The sequence below is a fragment of the Pseudomonas sp. KBN12P06040 genome, from assembly GCF_037574965.1.
Lineage (GTDB): Bacteria > Pseudomonadota > Gammaproteobacteria > Pseudomonadales > Pseudomonadaceae > Pseudomonas > Pseudomonas aeruginosa.
In genome coordinates, this window is record NZ_JBBELS010000001.1 from 890965 (window position 1) to 907306 (window position 16342).

Consider the following 16342-nt stretch of genomic DNA (forward strand, 5'->3'; position numbering starts at 1 on the left):
CATGTCCCTATCCCGTCGCATCCCCGCCGCTCTTTCCCCGTTCCAGAACCGCGTCATCGGAGCCTGCCTGCTCGGCGGCCTGCTGGCGGCCGGCGCCCCGGCGCAGGCCGAGGAGGCGACCGGCAACGCGCGCTGGGTGAGCGACAGCCTGACCACTTTCGTGCGCAGCGGCCCCACCGATGGCTATCGTATCGTCGGCACCCTCACCTCCGGGCAGAAGGTCGAGCTGCTTGGCACCCAGGGCAACTACAGCCAGGTGCGCGGCGAGAACGGCAGCACCGTGTGGATTCCCAGCCGCGACTTGCAGGAGGTTCCCGGCCAGGCCGAGCGCCTGCCGCAACTGGAGCAGAAGGTGGCCGCCCTGACCGCCGAGCTGGACGGCATCAACGACACCTGGAAGACCCGCGTGCAGGGCATGCAGGAAACCCTCGACACGCGCAAGAAGTTGATCGACGAATTGCAGGCGGCGCGCAGCAACCTGGACGCCGAGCTCGGCAAGGCCCGCTCCGACCTGCGTGCGGTGCAGGCGCAACTGGGCGACGAGAACAAGCAGGTGCTGATGCGCTACATGGTCTACGGCGGCAGCATCGCCGGCGCCGGCCTGTTCGCCGGGCTGATCCTGCCGTCGCTGCTGAGGGTGCGGCGCAAGCGCAACGACAAGTGGTTCTGAGCCTCCGCCCGCGTCTCTGCGTTTCGTAAAGCAAGCCCCGCCGGCCGCGGGGCTGTGTCGCAAGCGCGACAAGGGCTGAAGCGTCAGCCGCCCGGCGAGACGATGATCTTCACGTTGTGCTCCTTGTTGTTCACCAACTCTTCGAAACCGCGCTCGACGATTTCTTCCAGGCCGATGCGACCGGTCACCAGCGGTGCGATGTCGAGGCGGCCGTCGGCTATGAAGGCGATCACGTCGGCGAACTCGCCGTTGTAGGCGAGGGCCCCGAGCAACTGCTTCTCGGTGGAAACCAGCTCGAAGAAATTGAATTCACTGGGCTCCTCGAAGATTCCTACAAGCACGCATTTGCCGGCCTTGCGGATGGCATCGATGGCCAGCTTGGCGGTGTGCTTGTTGCCGATGCATTCGAAGCTGACGTCGGCGCCAAGCCCGCCGGTGAGGGCGCGGATTTCGCCTAGGGCGTCGCACCGCGAGGGGTCGAGCACCTGGCTGGCGCCGACCTCCAGGGCCTTGGCCTTGCGCGCCGAGGACATCTCCAGGGCGATCACCTGTGCCGCGCCGGCGGCGCGCGCGCACATGATGGTGCACAGGCCGATGGTGCCGGCGCCGACCACCACCACGTTCTGCCCGAGCAGGCTGCCGGCCTTCTTCACCGCGTGCATGCCCACCGCCAGCGGCTCGATCAGCGCGCCGGCCTCGCTGGGAAATCCGGCCGGCAGGGCGTAGAGCAGGTTGGCCGGTACGTTGACGTATTCGGCGAAGGCGCCGTTGTTCATTAGCCCGGTGAAGGCCAGATTCTCGCAGATGTTGTACAGCCCATGCCGGCAGTAGTAGCAGGTGCCGCAATGCTGGCAGGCGTCTGCGGCGACCGCCTGGCCGACGGCGAAGCCGGTCACGCCGTTGCCGAGGCGGACGATTTCGCCGCTGAACTCGTGGCCGAGGATGCATTGGTCCTTGAGGCCGGTGAGCGGGTGCGGCGCCTCCACGGGGATGAATACCGGGCCGGCCAGGTATTCGTGCAGGTCGGAGCCGCAGATGCCGCACCAGTGCACGCGGATCTGCACCCAGCCGGGCGGCGGCTCGGCCGGGAGCGGCACGTCTTCCACGCGGATATCGTGGCGGCCGTGCCAGACGGCGGCGCGCATCGCCGCGTTGGCTTGCGGGGAACTGTTCATGTCGGTCGTCTCCTCAATGCTGGCGGAGGAAGTCGAGCAGCAGGCGGTTGACCTGCTCGGCGGCTTCCATCTGCACCATGTGCGCCTGTCCGGGAATGATCTCCACCTGGGCTGGCAGGCCCTCGGCATGCCGCGCCGGGATGATCGCGTCATCGCTGCCCCAGATCGCCAGGACCGGCTGGCGGCCCTCGCTCGCCACGGCACGCAGGTCGTTGCGCTGGCGACCGTCGGCGAACAGGTTGTCCAGCAACTGGCGCAGGGCCGCATCGACGCCTTCCAGGCGCTTGTAGCGGAGCATGTCCTCGAGCATCTGCCGGGTGACCAGCGCGGGGTCGGAGAACAACTGCACCAGTTGCGGCTTCAACGCGTTGCGGTTGGCCGCCTCGACGAAGCCGCGCAGGTAGTCGCCGTTGATCTCCTCGCCGAGGCCGGCGCTGCCGATCAGGCTCAGCGACAGCACCCGCTGCGGCGCCAGGCGCGCGCAGTTCAGCGCCACCGCTCCCCCCATGGAGTGACCGGCCAGGTGTACCTGTTCCAGGTCGAGGTGGTCGAGCAGGGCCAGCACGCTGCCGCTGAGTTCATCGAGGTCGCCGCGCACCAGGGCCTTGCCGGACTCGCCGTGGCCCGGCAGGTCTAGAGCGATCACCCGCCGCTCGGCGGCCAGCGCCTCGTGGTTGAACAACCAGTTGTTCAGGTCGCCACCGAAACCGTGGATCAGCAGTAGCGCCGGATCGCCCTCGCCGCGGTCGAAATAGCGCAGGAGGCGCCCGTCCAGCTCGACTTTCCGCGGTGCCGGTCCGCTATCCCCAGCGTCCTCGTCGGCGGGTACGAATTCGGCCTGGAAGCGTTGCACCAGTGCGTCGATCTCCTCGTCGCTCGCCTCGCCCTCGACCACCACGCCGAGCAGCGCGCCGACCGCCAGGGTCTCGTCCTCGCGCGCCACCTTGCGCCGCAGCACGCCCGAGAAGGGCGCCTCGACGCTGCTGGAGATCTTGTCGGTCTCCACGTCGAGCACCTCGTCGCCTTTCTCGATATGCGCGCCCTCTTCCTTGAGCCAGGCGTCCACCCGACCCTCGGTCATCGACAGGCCCCACTTGGGCATGGTCAGTGTATGGATCCGGCTCATGCCGCGTCCCTCCCTTCCAGGGCCTGGCGCACGGCTGCCTCGATCTTCGCCGCGTCGGGGATGTAGAGGTCTTCCAGGGCGTCGGAGAAAGGCACCGGCGTATGGGGCGCGGTGACCCGGCGGATCGGCGCGCGCAGCGCGGAGAAGGCCCGTTCGGCGACCAGCGCGGCGATGTCGGTGGCCATCGAGCAGCGTGGGTTGGCTTCGTCGACCACCACCAGGCGGCCGGTCTTTTCCACGCTTTCGAGAATGCTGTCCTCGTCCAGCGGGCTGGTGCTGCGCAGGTCCAGTACTTCGCAGGAGATGCCCTGGCGCGCCAGGCTGGCGGCGGCGTCCAGCGCCAGGTGGACCATGCGGCCGTAGGTCACCAGGGTGACGTCGTCGCCGTCGCGGAGGAAGTTCGCCTCGCCGAAGGGTACGCTGTACAGCTCCTCGGGTACCTCGCCCTGCATCGAATAGAGCAGCTTGTGCTCGCAGAAGATCACCGGGTCGTTGTCGCGGATCGCCTGGACCAGCAGGCCCTTGGCGTCGTAGGGCGACGACGGGCAGACCACCTTGAGGCCGGGGATGTGGGTCCATAGCGAAGTGAGCATCTGCGAATGTTGGGCGGCGGCGCGCAGGCCGGCGCCGACCATGGTACGGATCACCAGCGGGGTGACCGCCTTGCCGCCGAACATGTAGCGGAACTTGGCGGCCTGGTTGAGGATCTGGTCCAGGCAGCAACCGGCGAAGTCGACGAACATCAGTTCGCACACCGGGCGCATGCCGCGGGTGGCGGCGCCGACCGCGGCGCCGACATAGCCGATCTCTGACAACGGGGTATCCAGCACGCGGCCGGGGAACTGGTGGTAGAGGCCCTTGGTGACCCCCAGCACGCCGCCCCAGGCGTCGTCCTCGCCGGGCGCGCCGGCGCCGCCGGCATTGTCTTCGCCCATGATGAAGACGCTCGGGTCGCGGCGCATTTCCTGGGCCAGCGCCTCGTTGATGGCCTGCTGGTAGCTGATCTTTCTCGCCATGATGGTTCTCCTCGTTCTTGTTTTCGGGCGGCTCAGGGATAGGACACGTAGACGTCGCGCAGCAGGTCGTCCGGCTCCGGCTTGGGATCGTTCTTCGCGCGCTGCACGGCATCCTCGATGCGCGCCTCGACCTCGGCGTCGATGGCGTCCAGGTCGCTGGCGGAGAGCAGGCCGGCGTGGCAGGTGCGTTCGCGGAACTGCTTGAGGCAGTCGCGGGTTTCCCGGTAGTGCTTTACTTCGTCGGGATCGCGGTAGGTCTGTGCGTCGCCCTCGAAGTGTCCGTAGTAGCGGGTCAGCTTGACTTCGATCAGCGACGGCCCCTCGCCGGCGCGGGCGCGCTCGATGGCGGCGCCGGCAGCCTCGTGGACGGCGAAGAAGTCGAAGCCGTCGACGGTCACCCCGGGCATGCCGAAACCGGCGGCGCGGTCGGCGATGTGGTCGCAGGCCACCGACCAGTTGGCCGCGGTGGCCTCGGCATAGCCGTTGTTCTCGGCGACGAACAGGCACGGCAGGTTCCACACCGCGGCCAGGTTCATCGCCTCGAACACCGCGCCTTCGTTGGAGCCGCCATCGCCGAAGAAGGCCACCGCCACCGCATCGCTGCCTTTCAGCTTGGCCGCCAGCGCGGCGCCGGCGGCCAGCGGCGCGCCGGCGCCGACGATTCCGTTGGCGCCGAGCATGCCTTTCTCCAGGTCGGCGATATGCATGGAGCCGCCCTTGCCCTGGCAGACCCCGGTCTTCTTGCCATAGATTTCCGCCATCATGCCGTGCACGTCTACGCCCTTGGCGATGCAGTGGCCGTGGCCGCGATGGGTGGAGGCGATGCAGTCGTCGTCGCGCAGGTGCGCCATCACGCCGGCGGCGGAGGCTTCCTCGCCGGCGTAGAGGTGGACGAAGCCGGGTATCTCGCCCGTGGCGAACTCGACGTGCAGGCGTTCCTCGAAGGCGCGGATGGTGCGCATCACGCGGTAGGCATGGAGCAGTTGGTCGGTGCTCAGAGTGGACATCTTGTTGTTCTCCAGGTTGTCTTCACGGGGTCATCGGGGTTCGCTGGCCGGCCAGCAGGCGATGGCGGGCGGCGTAGGCGAGGGTGGCCGGCACATCGACGCTGAACGGGCCGGAAGGGTCGAGGGTGATGCTCGGGCGGTCGGTGGCGCTGAACTCGATCTCGCGCTCTCCGTCCAGCGCCAGGGTCCCGCTGGACAGGCTCGGCGCGTGGGCCACGCCGGGTTGCAGGTAGCCGGCGGCAGAGACCCCGCAGCCCACCAGCAGGCCCGGCGCCAGCGGCACCAGCAGGCTCTCGCGGGCGTCCGGATGCAGGCGCATCCAGGCGCCGTGGGGCTCCTCGCGGCTCACCGGCGACCACAGTCCGCAAAGCGCCGAAAGGCCGATGGCGTGGGGTTCGGCGAAGCTGACGAAGACTTCGGCGAGGTCTTCGGCGCGACTGATGGCGCGGGCGCCGATGAACGGCTGCGGCGACACCGCGACGTCCACCAGCGCCCACTCGCAGAGCCCGCGGCGCGGCTCGCGCACCAGCAGGCGCTTGTTGCGTCGCAGGCCGATCTCCGGCGGCACCCGGTTGCTGGCGCAGAGGCCGCCGGCGAGCCCCGCGCCGGTGGCTTCGCGCAGCTCCGGGAAGGCGTTGTTGGTCCCGGTGGACAGCGCCAGCAGGGGGACGTCGCCGACCTCGGCGGCCACTGCCTTGTGCGTGCCGTCGCCGCCGAGCACGGCGATCAGCGCCACGCCGCGCTCGACCATGCGCCGCGCCGCCAGGCGGGTATCCTCGACGCTCTGGCGCAGCGGCATGTCGAGGAACTCCAGGAACGGCCAGTGGCCGTCGCGGGCCTGGCGGGTCTGGCTGGCCCGGAGCACGGCGGCGGCGATGCCGGTCATGTCCGGCGGCAGCAACGCATGGCGGATGCCGGTGGCGCCGAAGGCGGCGAGCAGGCGTTGCACCACCGATGCCTTGTCGGTGCTGGAGTGCAGCCCGGCATGGGCGGTGAGGCGACGCAGGTCGCGACCGGAGGCCGGGTTGGCGATGATGCCGACGATCGGCGAGGGCGGGGTCATAGCGAGAATCCGCCGTCGACGGCGATGGCCTGGCCGGTGACGTGCGGCGCGCAGGCCAGGTAGACGACGAGCTGGCCCATGTCTTCGACGGTCTGCGCCTCGCCCTGGGGCAGCAGGCTGGCCTGGTGGCGTTCCCAGGACTGCGCCTCGCTTTCGCCGGCCTGCCGCCAGCGGCCCGACAAGCCGTCCTCGCCGCGCCACATTCCGGTGCCGACGATTCCCGGGCAGAGCGCGTTGACCGTCACCCCGTCGCGCGCGACCTCCTTGGCCAGGGCATTGCTGAAACCGATCACGGCAAACTTCGAGGCACAGTAGTGGGCGAGGTCTGGGAGACCGACCTTGCCGGCGATCGATGACAGGTTGACGATCCGCCCCCAGCGCTGCGCCTGCATCAGCGGCAGTTCGGCCTGGCAGCAGAGGAACACGCCGCGGGCGTTGACGTTCATCACCCGGTCCCAGTCGGCGAGGCTGAGTTCGGCGACCTTGCGGATGCTGATCACCCCGGCATTGTTCACCGCCACGTCGAGCCGGCCGAACTCCGTGGCGACCCGCTCGACCATCGCCCGGACGCTGTCGCCGTCGCTGACGTCGACCCCAAGGGCCAGGCTGCGGCGACCGAGGCTGCGGATCGCGGCGGCGGTTTCCTCGGCGACCTGCGGATCGAGGTCGGCCACCGCCACGTCGGCGCCGGCGCGCGCCAGGGCGAGGGCGATGCCCCGGCCGATGCCGCGTCCGGCGCCGGTCACCAGCGCGACCCGGGAAGAAAGGGAGAAATCGTCGGACGACGTAGCGTGCATGCTTCACCTCTGATTGTTCTTGTAGGTGTATGCGGCAGGGCGTTGGGAGGAGCGGACAGTCCGCCCTGCCGTCGCCGTGGCTGGAGCAAGGCCGATGCCAGGTTGCGGCGTGGCGGCCGGAAGGCCCGTCGTAGAGCGCCGGCATGGGAAGGCCGGCGACCGCCGGGGCGACGTCCGGCGAGACAACCCATGTCATCGCGCACGGGTTCCCGGCGAGACGCTGAGACGCTCCGTCTCAGTCGTCGGCTGTGGCGGCCCGGCGCTTGTCGAGGGTCGCCGATGGGCGCTTAATGGGCGGCACAACAACAAGATGCCGAGCAACGGAGGCCCCATGCTTTCCGCACACTCGAAGGACCATGTGGACTGTGTCAGCCGTGTCCTGAGGAACGCCGCGCGCCTGCCGCAGGCGCCGGTGCCGACGCCGATCCTCGACTCCTGGCGCCGCTCCATGGAGCAGCACCGTCTCGACCCGGGGTCCCTGCAAGGGCCGCGGATTCTCTCGCAGACCCTCCTCGACGAATGTCGCGAGCGTTCCGAACTGTTCCTGCGCATCGCCAGCGAAGAGGTGGCGCGACTGCATGGACGGGTGCGCGATGCCGACTACTGCGTACTGCTCACCGATGCCCAGGGGCGGACCATCGACTACCGTGTCGAGTCGACCATCCGCAACGACTGCCGCAAGGCCGGGCTGTACCTCGGCACCTGCTGGTCGGAAGGCGAGGAGGGCACCTGCGGGGTGGCCGCCGTACTCACCGACAGGACTGCGGTGACGGTGCACAAGCGCGATCACTTCCGCGCCGCCTTCATCGACCTGACCTGTTCCGCGGCGCCGGTCTTCGATCCGCAGGGCGAGTTGCTCGGTGTGCTCGACGTTTCCGCCGTGCAATCGCCGGACGACCGCCGTAGCCAGCATCTGATCCGGCAGATGGTGGCGCAGAGCGCGCGGGAGATCGAAAACGCCTTCTTCATGCACAGCGCCCAGGGCCATTGGGTGCTGCGCGCGCACCGTGCGCCGGGCTACGTCGACAGCCAGCCGGACTACCTGTTCGCCTGGGACGCCGATGGGCGCCTGCTGGCGTTGAACCCGGCGGCGCGGCACTACCTGCGGCAGCGCCTGGGGCAGGTGCCGAGCCACATCGGCGAGGTGTTCGACCTCGACGCCCTGCACGCCGCCGCCGACCAGGCGCCGTGCCTGCTGCGCGGCCAGGCCGGCGAGCTGCACGTGCGTCTCAGCGCGCCGCGGGCCAAGGCGCGGCGGCTGGAGCGCGAGGTGCCCGACGACGCTGCGCTCGACCCGCGCATCGCCGAAAGCCTGCGCCTGGCGGTGCGGGTCAAGGACCGCAACCTGCCGGTGCTGATCCAGGGCGAGACCGGCGCCGGCAAGGAGGTTTTCGCCCGCCAGTTGCACCAGGCCAGCGCCCGTCGCGACAAACCCTTCGTCGCGCTCAACTGCGCGGCGATTCCCGAAAGCCTGATCGAGAGCGAGCTGTTCGGCTACGTTGGCGGAGCCTTTACCGGCGCGGCGGCGAAAGGGATGCGCGGCCTGCTGCAGCAGGCCGATGGCGGTACCCTGTTCCTCGACGAGATCGGTGACATGCCGCTGGGCCTGCAGACCCGCCTGCTGCGCGTGCTGGCCGAGGGCGAGGTGGCGCCGCTGGGGGCTGCGCGCCGGCAGGCTGTGGATATCCAGGTGATCTGCGCCACCCACCGCGACCTGGCGGCGCTGGTGGCGGCCGGCGGCTTCCGCGAGGATCTCTACTTCCGCCTCGGCGGCGCCCGCTTCGAACTGCCGCCGCTACGCGAACGCAGCGACCGGCTGGCGCTGATCCGGCGCATCCTCGACGAGGAAACCGCGCACTGCGGCGTACGCATCGAACTCGGCGAGGCAGCCCTGGAATGCCTGCTCGGCTATCGCTGGCCGGGCAATGTCCGCCAGTTGCGGCATGTGTTGCGCTACGCCTGCGCGCTGTGCGGCGGCGCCACCCTGCAACTCGCCGACCTTCCGGCAGAGCTGCGTGGCGAAGGCCGGACACCGGCCAGTGCGTGCGAGAGCGGCGGCGGTCCGGAGCGCGACGCCCTGCTCGACGCCCTCGTGCGGCATCGCTGGAAACCCATGGCCGCGGCGCGGGAACTGGGTATCTCGCGAGCGACCCTGTATCGGCGGGTGCGCCGGCATGGCATCCGCATGCCGGGCCAGGCGGACGACTGAGGTGCGCCGGCGGCCGGCGCAGTCGTCAAGCGCGGAAAATCAAAACCAGCCTTGAGCCTTGCCCCGTTAATGCCGGTGGGCTTTCCCTGTAGCGTTCCGGGCAGCGGCGCAACCCGTTCGGTCGCGCCCCGCCAGGAGCCTACGGAGGAAACCCATGCCCGCCCCGCACCAGCCAGCCCGCAACCCGACCGGGGAGTTCGACCCATGCCGCTAGCCCTGCTGCTCGCCATGGGCGCGTTCTCCCTGAGCCTGTCGATTTCCCCCGGTCCGGTGAACCTGACCATCGTCGCTTCCGGCGCCAACCATGGTTTCCGCCGGACCCTGCCGTTCGTCACCGGCGCCACCCTCGGCTTCGTCCTGCTGCTGGCCTTCGTCGGCTTCTGGTTCGTCCGCGCGATCGAGGCCTACCCGCGCTTCTTCGACTACCTGGGGATGGCCGGCGCGGCGTTCATCGCTCATGTGGGCTACCGCATCGCCACCGCGGATCCACGCCTGGCCCTGGAGGAAAACGGGGTCCCCGGGTTCTTCCAGGGCGTGCTCCTGCAATGGCTCAATCCCAAGGCCTGGATCGCCTGCGCTTCCGGCGTGGCCTTGTTCGCCAGCCCGAGCACGCACGCGCCGCTACTGGTCTTCATGGCCATCTACCTGGTGGTCTGCTACCTCTCGCTGGCCGCCTGGGCGCTGCTCGGTGACCGCGTGGCGCTGCTGCTCGACAGCCCCTGGCGGGTGCGCCTGTTCAATCGGGCGATGGGCGGCACCCTGGTGCTGACCGCCGGCTACATGCTCTACCTGCAGCTCGCCGCTAGCCTGGATTGAAGGCCTCGTAGAGGCGATTGATGAGGGTATAGGCGATGCTGCTGGCGGGTACGTTGGGCGGCCACACCGCATACACCTTCAACGGCTCCAGGCGCCATTCCGGCAGCACCGCGCGCAACTCGCCGCGGCGGATCGGCTCGTCGCTCAGGTAGGTCGGCGGCGCGGCCAGGCCGACGCCGAGGCGGGCCAGGCGGCAGGAGGCTTCGACGCTGTCGACGCGCACCCGCGGGGTGTAGTCGACGCGTACCTCCTCGTCGTCCCGCGCATGACGGAATAGCCGGCTGTCGGGGCGCATGCCGAGCCCGATCCATTCCAGCCGCTGCAGGTCGCGCGGGTGTTCCAGCGGCGCGTGCCGGGCCAGGAATGCCGGCGCCGCCACTACCTGGCGCGGCAGCAGGAACAGGTGACGGGCCTTCAGCGAGCTGTCCGGCAGGTCGCCGATGCGGAAGGCGATGTCGATGCCGTCGCCGATGATGTCGTGGCGGCTGTCGTCGCAGGCGATGCCGAGGTCGAGGTCGGGATGCTCCTCGATGAAGGCTGCCAGGTGACGGGTGAAGTCGCCGTTGACGAACACCGCGGGCATCGAGATGCGCAGGCTGTTGCGGGTCGAGACGGCGCGCTGGCGGAACTCGATGAAGCCCTTCTCGTAGAGTTCCAGCATGGAGCGGGCGGTGTCCAGCAACTGCGTGCCGTCCTGGGTCAGCGACAGCTTGCGGCTGTTGCGGTAGAGCAGCGCACGGCCCAGGTTCCGTTCCAGCCTGGACAGGTGCAGGCTGGCGGTCGCGGCGCTCAGGCCCAGCGCCTCGGCGCCGCCGGAGACGGAGCCGGTCTCGGCGATCTTGGCGAATACGATCAGGTAGCGGATGTCGTCGATCATGCGGTCTCTCGTCGCGGGGGCTGGGTGCATCCTGCGCGATGGCGGCCAGCCGGACAAGCGCGAGAGGTAGAGGGCGGCGGCGCTTCCCGGGCTTTTCAGCGCAGGCTCCAGAAGCCCAGGCGACCGAGGCTGGCCGCCAGTCGCAGGCGCGAGGTCTGCCAGTTGCCGAGGGCGCGGATGTGCTGGTCCTCGGCGCTGGCGTAGGCGGTCAGGGCGTTGAGCAGCTCGATCATGCTGCCGACCCCTGAGCGGTAGCGGCCCTGCACCACCTCCAGGCTTTGCCGCGACTGTTCGACCAGTTCGCGGGTGCGCGCCAGGCTGCGGGTCTCGACGCTGAGCGACTGGTAGTTGTTCCACACCTCCAGCGAAACCTGCTGCTCGGTGTCGGCCAGCTCCGCTTCGCTGGCTTCGCGGCGGGCCAGGGCGTTGCGGACCTGGTAGGTGCGTTCGAAGCCTTCGAACAACGGGATGTTCAGTTGCAGGCCGATGCTGCGGTCGCGTTCGCGGGTATCGCCGTTGAAGGCCATCGCCTGGTCGCTATGGCTGCGTGCCAGGTTGGCGCTCAGCGCCAGGCTCGGCCGGCCGGCGGCGCGGCTTTCCTCCACCGAGGCGGCGGCGGCTTTCAGCCGCGCCTGGGCGGCGAGCAGCGCCGGATGCTCGCGGCGGGCTTCGGCGAGCATCTCGTCGATGGCCTTGACGAAGCCGGTGTCGGGTTGCGCCTCCAGCTCGCCGGAGAGGCGCAGCGGGGTATCCGGCGCCAGGCCCATGCGCAGGGCGATGACGCCGAGGGCGTTGCTCAGGGCGCCTTCGTCGCGGACCTGGGCGAGGCTCGCCTGGGACAGCGCGGTCTGCGCCTGCAGGCGATCGGAAAGGGCGGCGGCGCCGGCCCGGTACTTGGCGTCGGCGGCTTCCAGGTTCTGCGCCGCCAGCTCCGCGACCTGCCGCGAGGCGGCCAGGCTGCGCTGGGCGGCGAGGGCGTCGTAGTAGGCCTGGGCGGCGAGGGCGAAGGTGTTCTGCAGGGTCGCGTCCTGGCTGGCGTTGGCTGCCAGCAGCAACTGCTGGGCGTTGCGCAGGGCGGCGCTGCGGCGGCCGAAGTCGAACAGGACCCAGCTCAATTGGAGGCTGGCGCCGCGCCGGTGGCGATGGCCGTCGCCGGAGAGGTAGGGGGCATCGCGATAATCCATGTCGCTGTAGCCGCGACTGGCGTCGAGACGGCCGTCCAGGCGCGGCAGGTAGGCGGACTTGCCGATCCCGACCTGGGCCGCCTGGGCCTTGGCATTGGCCCAGGCGAGGCGGGTCTGCGGGTCGTGGCAGAGGATCCGCTCGATGGCTTCCTCCAGGCTCAGCTCGGTCGGTGGCGGCCCGCCGCGGCAGGGCAAACCGCTGCCGCCGAGGTCGTAGACCGCCTGGCCGGCGACCTGGCCGGCGGTGCCGAACACGTCCGGCTCGTAGGCGGCGGCGCCGGGAACCAGGCCGAGCAGGCCGCACAACAGGCCGGCGAGGGCACGCATCAGGCCTGCTCCCGCGCCGCGGCGGCCTGGCGTTCGGCCAGGCGCGCGGTGCTTTCGTCGAGGCTTACCTTGCCCTGGCCGAGGACTATCACGCGGTCCGCCGAGGCGATGGTCTCGGGCCGATGGGCGACCATGATGCGGGTGATGCGCAGCGCGCGAATGGCGGCGTTGACCCGCTGTTCGCAGTGTACGTCGAGGTGGCTGGTGGCTTCGTCGAGGAACAGGATGCGCGGCTTCTTGTACAGCGCCCGGGCCAGCATCACCCGCTGCTTCTGGCCGCCGGAGAGCACTGTGCCCATGTCGCCGACCAGGGTGTTGTAGCCCATCGGCATGGCCTGGATGTCATCGTGGATGGCAGCCATCTGCGCGCACTGCAGCAGCCAGGGCATGTCCGGCTGCGGGTCGAAGAAACTGATGTTGTCGCTGAGCGAACCGGCGAACAGCACGTCGTCCTGCAGCACCGTGCCGACCAGTTCGCGCAGGCCGTCCAGGCCCAGTTGCGCAAGGTCCAGGCCGGCCATGCGGATCTGTCCCTCCACTGGCGGGAGGATGCCCAGCAGGACGTTGAACAGGGTGCTCTTGCCGCAGCCCGAGGGGCCGACGATGGCCACCGACTCGCCGCCGGCGATGCGCAGGTCGAGGCCGTCGAGGACCCAGGGCTCCTGTTCCGCGTAGCGGTAGCGCAGGCCCTGGATCTCGATGCTCGCCTCGCGCTCGCGGAGGTTCTCCGGGAGGATGTCGCCGTGGCTGACCTCCGGGGCCTGGAGGACGATGTCGGCCAGGCGCTCGCCCTGCAACTGGAGCATGCGCAGCTCGAAGAACTTGTCGATCAGGCTGCCGACGCGGCTGTCGAACTGCGACTTGTAGGCGTTGAAGGCCATCAGGATGCCGACGCTGAACTGGCCGTCCATCACCATGGTCGCGCCGAGCCAGATCACCAGCAGGTTCTCCACGCCGAACAGCAGGCCGTTGAGCTGCTGGTAGAACAGTTGCAGCTTCTGCGTACGCAGGCCGGCGTTGATCTGTTCCACCAGCAGGCCGAGCCATACCGAGCGGCGCTCGTCCTGGCGCTGGAACAGCTTCAGCGGGCGGATGCCGCGCACCGTCTCGAGGAAGTGGCTCTGCTGGCGCGCGGCGTGGACGATCTGCTCCTCGGTGGCGTTGCGCAACGGCCGGTACCAGATCCAGCGGCCGAGGGCGTAGAGGCTCATGGCGGCGATGGCGATGGCCGCCAGTGGCGGACTGTAGAGCAGCATCATGCCGAGGGTGGCGACGGTCATCAGGCCGTCCAGCACCGCCGAGAGGAAGGCCGCGGTGAGGGTCTGCTGGATGCTGTTCACCGCGCCGAAGCGCGACACCACGTCGCCCAGGTGGCGCTTCTCGAAATACTGCGCGGGCAGCCGCAGCAGGTGACTGAAGACGTTGGCCTGCCACTGCACGCCGAGCAGGGTGCTCATGTGCATCATCACCCAGGCGCGCACCCCGCTGACCGCCTGCTGCATCAGCAGCAACAGGCCGAAGCCGATGGCTAGGGTGCTGAGCAGGTCACGGTCTTCGCTGACGATGACGTTGTCGATGGTCCATTGCAGGAAGAACGGACTGATCAGCGAGAACACTTCCAGCGCGCCGGCGAGCAGCAGCACCTGGGCCAGCGAGCGGTACAGCCCGGTGACCTTGCCGAGCATGCCCAGCAGCTTGATCCGCGGCGGCGCCTCCTGTTTCTCGAAGCCGCTCTCCGGCCAGAGTTCCAGGGCTACCCCGGTGAAGCTCCGCGAGACTTCCTCCAGGCCCAGCCGGCGCTGGCCGTGGGCGGGGTCGTGGAGCACCGCGCCGCGCCCGTCGACCGCCTTGAGCACGACGAAGTGGTTGAAGTTCCAGTGCAGCACGCAGGGCAGCTTGAGCTTGCCGAGGTCGCCGAGGTCGAGCTTCACCGCGCGGGTGCCCAGGCCGAGGCGGTGGGCGGTCTGGATCAGTTGCTTGAGGGAGATGCCCTTGAGCGATACGGAGAAGCGCCGGCGCAGTTCCATCAGGCCGGTATGGTGGCCGTGGTAGCCGGCGATCATCGCCAGGCAGGCCAGGCCGCATTCGGTGGCTTCGGTCTGCAGCACCAGCGGCAGGCGGCGGCCCAGGCGCAGGGCGAGAGCGTCGAGAAAGGCCATGGGTCGTTCCTAGAGTTTGCCGGTCAGGCTGTAGAGCGGTTCCAGCACCCATTCGTAGAGGCGCCGGGTGTCCTGGAGGATGTCGGCGTCCAGCAGCATGCCGCTCTGCAGCGGACGCGGCTGGCCGTAGGCGGTCACCGCCTGGTCGTCGAGGGTTACCCGCAGCCGGTACAGCTGCTCGCCATCCTGGCCGAGCCCCGGTACGCCGCCGACCATGCTGGAAAGCTCGGCATAGGAGACGCTGGCGCGGGAGATCGACTGCACCTTGCCGTGGTACTGGCCGAACTTCTGGTACGGATAGGCCTGGTAGCGGATCAGCACCGCGTCGCCCGGCCGGATGAAACCGATGGACTTGCTCGGCGCGTAGAGTTCGGCCTGCAACGGGGTGTCGGCGGGAACGATGCTCAGCAGCGGACGCGAGCTGTCGACGGTCTGCCCGGCTTCGGCGAGCACGGCGGTGGCGATGCCGCTCTCCGGCGCGGTGACCAGCAAGGTGCGCTTGGCTTCGCTTTCGGCCAGGTCCTGCTCCACCGCGCTGAGCTGGCGGCGGGTTTCAGCGAGCTGGTTGGCCTGGCGCGCGGAAAGCCCGGCGAGTTCGTTGCGGCGCTCGGTCAACTGCTGCCGCAGCGACGTGCGTTCGCGCTCCAGGCCTTGCAGGGTCTGGCGCTGGCCGAGCAGCTCGGCCTGGCGCTGCTGCAACTGGTCCATGGAGATGTAGCCCTTGTCCATCAGCCCCTGGTAGCGCGCGGCGGCGTCGCTGGCCAGCGCCAGCAGGCGTTGCTGGCTGTCGGTTTGGGCGGCGAGGGTGGTCAGTTCGCGCTGCAGGCTGGCGACCTTGCTGGTCAGGCTGTCGCGCTCGTCGTCTTGCAGGCGGCGAAGCTTTTCCAGTTCGTCGCGCAGGGAGTCGCGGCGTTGTTCCAGGCGCCTGCTGATACCGGCCTGCACCGGGCCGGCATCGCTGCCGTAGCGTTCGCTGGAAAGCACCATCAGGCGCTCGCCACGTCGTACCGCCTGGCCTTCCTGGACGAACTTGCGCAGCACGATGCCGGCCTGCGGCGCGTGCACCTTGACCTGGCCGCTGGCGGGAACCAATTGGCCGCTGACGGTGCTGCGCTTGGTGTAGCTGCCGAACAGGAAGAAGCCCACCACCAGCAGCGCCATCGCCGCGGCCAGCAGGGTGAGAAAAGTGAAGGAGACCGGGCGGATCAGCACGATCTCGCCCAGGCCGCCGGCATGCTGGGCGTCGAGGGCTTCCTGGCGAAACATGGTGGCTGGATCCTGGATTCGAATAATACTTGCATGACACTCCGACACCCTTGCGAAAGTTCAAACGCATGAAGTGCCGGAGTGCGACTTTTCTAATTAGATGGTGGTGCGGCCTACATCACCGGGACCGAAGTTTTCCCGGTATTGGCCCAAGTAACCGACAGCCGTCTCTGCATTGGTGAAGAGACCGACCGTGCCCCCGGCAATAGCGCCCATCGCGGTTGGCACGACCAGGCCGACCAACTGGGAAAGTGCGCCGAAGCCGAAGCCGCCGGCACCGCCCCATTTCCCGCCGATTGCCATGCCCGTCGCGGCGCCGTCGACGGCGCCTACGATCATGCCGGAAAGAGTTCCACCCGAAACGCAGGTGACTTCAATGTCATTGAGTTCTTTCATTTCATATATCTCCTTTAGGCTTCCCGTGAGTCTGGAAAGCCATTCGATGGTACTAATCCGAAAGAGTGGGATGAACTGCCAGGATTAGCGGTTTTTCATGGGCTCGATAATTCGTTTGACAATGAGTTTCAATATTCGGCGGATGAAGGTTTGCCACTCCGGGTAAACTTTGCGAATGATTAAGGCCGGTTCGTGCGACACCTCGATAAGACCTGTTGAACAAGTCAACGCCGTATCGAGGGCTCATTCATATC

The 16342-nt window shown here is 68.8% G+C and carries 14 protein-coding genes; 3 read left to right on the forward strand and 11 right to left on the reverse strand.

Features of this window, described 5'->3' with window-relative positions:
• The first annotated feature begins 1 nt into the window (after position 1).
• On the forward strand, positions 2-670 hold the full coding sequence (locus tag VQ067_RS04190) for a TIGR04211 family SH3 domain-containing protein (protein WP_003104779.1): 669 nt from the start codon (positions 2-4) through the stop codon (positions 668-670).
• An 83-nt stretch (positions 671-753) separates the two neighbouring features.
• Here the strand turns inward: VQ067_RS04190 and VQ067_RS04195 are convergent, their stop codons facing one another.
• Genes VQ067_RS04195 through VQ067_RS04220 form a run of 6 tightly spaced genes read right to left on the reverse strand, consistent with a single transcriptional unit; the run spans position 754 to position 6854 of the window.
• Complete coding sequence (locus VQ067_RS04195) at positions 754-1815, reverse strand: 2,3-butanediol dehydrogenase (protein ID WP_003111357.1); 1062 nt, start codon at positions 1813-1815, stop codon at positions 754-756.
• A gap of 43 nt (positions 1816-1858) precedes the next feature.
• Positions 1859-2971 carry an acetoin dehydrogenase dihydrolipoyllysine-residue acetyltransferase subunit gene (locus VQ067_RS04200; RefSeq protein ID WP_003093511.1) on the reverse strand — a complete coding sequence of 371 codons (1113 nt, stop codon included), beginning with the start codon at positions 2969-2971 and terminating at the stop codon, positions 1859-1861.
• On the reverse strand, positions 2968-3987 hold the full coding sequence (locus VQ067_RS04205; RefSeq protein WP_003104786.1) for an alpha-ketoacid dehydrogenase subunit beta: 1020 nt from the start codon (positions 3985-3987) through the stop codon (positions 2968-2970). The genes VQ067_RS04200 and VQ067_RS04205 overlap by 4 nt, the downstream gene beginning before the upstream one ends.
• A gap of 32 nt (positions 3988-4019) precedes the next feature.
• On the reverse strand, positions 4020-4994 hold the full coding sequence (locus tag VQ067_RS04210) for a thiamine pyrophosphate-dependent dehydrogenase E1 component subunit alpha (RefSeq protein ID WP_003093507.1): 975 nt from the start codon (positions 4992-4994) through the stop codon (positions 4020-4022).
• 22 nt (positions 4995-5016) lie between these two features.
• Positions 5017-6057 (reverse strand): ATP-NAD kinase family protein, encoded by a 1041-nt coding sequence (locus tag VQ067_RS04215; RefSeq protein WP_003112999.1) that lies wholly within the window; start codon positions 6055-6057, stop codon positions 5017-5019.
• Positions 6054-6854, reverse strand: a complete 801-nt coding sequence (locus VQ067_RS04220) for an SDR family NAD(P)-dependent oxidoreductase (protein ID WP_003104791.1) — start codon at positions 6852-6854, stop codon at positions 6054-6056. The genes VQ067_RS04215 and VQ067_RS04220 overlap by 4 nt, the downstream gene beginning before the upstream one ends.
• A 331-nt stretch (positions 6855-7185) precedes the next feature.
• Here VQ067_RS04220 and VQ067_RS04225 point away from each other — a divergent pair, with 331 nt between their 5' ends.
• Together VQ067_RS04225 and VQ067_RS04230 are read left to right on the forward strand one after the other, a co-directional pair.
• On the forward strand, positions 7186-9063 hold the full coding sequence (locus VQ067_RS04225) for a sigma-54-dependent Fis family transcriptional regulator (RefSeq protein ID WP_003104795.1): 1878 nt from the start codon (positions 7186-7188) through the stop codon (positions 9061-9063).
• Between the two features lie 204 nt (positions 9064-9267).
• Positions 9268-9879, forward strand: coding sequence for a LysE family translocator (locus VQ067_RS04230; RefSeq protein ID WP_033990646.1), 612 nt, complete (start codon positions 9268-9270; stop codon positions 9877-9879).
• Here VQ067_RS04230 and VQ067_RS04235 read toward each other — a convergent pair.
• The 5 genes from VQ067_RS04235 to VQ067_RS04255 all read right to left on the reverse strand — a co-directional run bounded on the left by VQ067_RS04235 (position 9866) and on the right by VQ067_RS04255 (position 16088).
• Positions 9866-10756: a LysR family transcriptional regulator gene (locus tag VQ067_RS04235; protein WP_003093500.1), complete on the reverse strand. Its 891-nt coding sequence runs from the start codon at positions 10754-10756 to the stop codon at positions 9866-9868. The two genes, VQ067_RS04230 and VQ067_RS04235, sit on opposite strands and share 14 nt — an antisense overlap.
• A 95-nt stretch (positions 10757-10851) precedes the next feature.
• Entirely contained in the window at positions 10852-12267 is a 1416-nt protein-coding gene (locus tag VQ067_RS04240) for a TolC family protein (RefSeq protein WP_003118187.1), read from the reverse strand.
• Positions 12267-14426 (reverse strand): peptidase domain-containing ABC transporter, encoded by a 2160-nt coding sequence (locus VQ067_RS04245; RefSeq protein ID WP_003105688.1) that lies wholly within the window; start codon positions 14424-14426, stop codon positions 12267-12269. The genes VQ067_RS04240 and VQ067_RS04245 overlap by 1 nt, the downstream gene beginning before the upstream one ends.
• Before the next feature lie 9 nt (positions 14427-14435).
• The gene (locus VQ067_RS04250) at positions 14436-15692 is read right to left on the reverse strand and encodes an HlyD family secretion protein (RefSeq protein ID WP_003093492.1); all 1257 of its coding nucleotides are present in this window, start codon (positions 15690-15692) and stop codon (positions 14436-14438) included.
• Positions 15693-15788: 96 nt separating this feature from the next.
• The gene (locus VQ067_RS04255) at positions 15789-16088 is read right to left on the reverse strand and encodes a DUF5862 family protein (protein WP_003111247.1); all 300 of its coding nucleotides are present in this window, start codon (positions 16086-16088) and stop codon (positions 15789-15791) included.
• Positions 16089-16342 lie beyond the last annotated feature (254 nt).

Bases quoted from the DNA above. Each gene is read 5' to 3' on its own strand.
- VQ067_RS04190 (WP_003104779.1), top strand. From the start codon at position 2: ATGTCCCTATCCCGTCGCATCCCCGCCGCTCTTTCCCCGTTCCAGAAC.
- VQ067_RS04195 (WP_003111357.1), bottom strand. From the start codon at position 1,815: ATGCGCGCCGCCGTCTGGCACGGCCGCCACGATATCCGCGTGGAAGAC.
- VQ067_RS04200 (WP_003093511.1), bottom strand. From the start codon at position 2,971: ATGAGCCGGATCCATACACTGACCATGCCCAAGTGGGGCCTGTCGATG.
- VQ067_RS04205 (WP_003104786.1), bottom strand. From the start codon at position 3,987: ATGGCGAGAAAGATCAGCTACCAGCAGGCCATCAACGAGGCGCTGGCC.
- VQ067_RS04210 (WP_003093507.1), bottom strand. From the start codon at position 4,994: ATGTCCACTCTGAGCACCGACCAACTGCTCCATGCCTACCGCGTGATG.
- VQ067_RS04215 (WP_003112999.1), bottom strand. From the start codon at position 6,057: ATGACCCCGCCCTCGCCGATCGTCGGCATCATCGCCAACCCGGCCTCC.
- VQ067_RS04220 (WP_003104791.1), bottom strand. From the start codon at position 6,854: ATGCACGCTACGTCGTCCGACGATTTCTCCCTTTCTTCCCGGGTCGCG.
- VQ067_RS04225 (WP_003104795.1), top strand. From the start codon at position 7,186: ATGCTTTCCGCACACTCGAAGGACCATGTGGACTGTGTCAGCCGTGTC.
- VQ067_RS04230 (WP_033990646.1), top strand. From the start codon at position 9,268: ATGCCGCTAGCCCTGCTGCTCGCCATGGGCGCGTTCTCCCTGAGCCTG.
- VQ067_RS04235 (WP_003093500.1), bottom strand. From the start codon at position 10,756: ATGATCGACGACATCCGCTACCTGATCGTATTCGCCAAGATCGCCGAG.
- VQ067_RS04240 (WP_003118187.1), bottom strand. From the start codon at position 12,267: ATGCGTGCCCTCGCCGGCCTGTTGTGCGGCCTGCTCGGCCTGGTTCCC.
- VQ067_RS04245 (WP_003105688.1), bottom strand. From the start codon at position 14,426: ATGGCCTTTCTCGACGCTCTCGCCCTGCGCCTGGGCCGCCGCCTGCCG.
- VQ067_RS04250 (WP_003093492.1), bottom strand. From the start codon at position 15,692: ATGTTTCGCCAGGAAGCCCTCGACGCCCAGCATGCCGGCGGCCTGGGC.
- VQ067_RS04255 (WP_003111247.1), bottom strand. From the start codon at position 16,088: ATGAAAGAACTCAATGACATTGAAGTCACCTGCGTTTCGGGTGGAACT.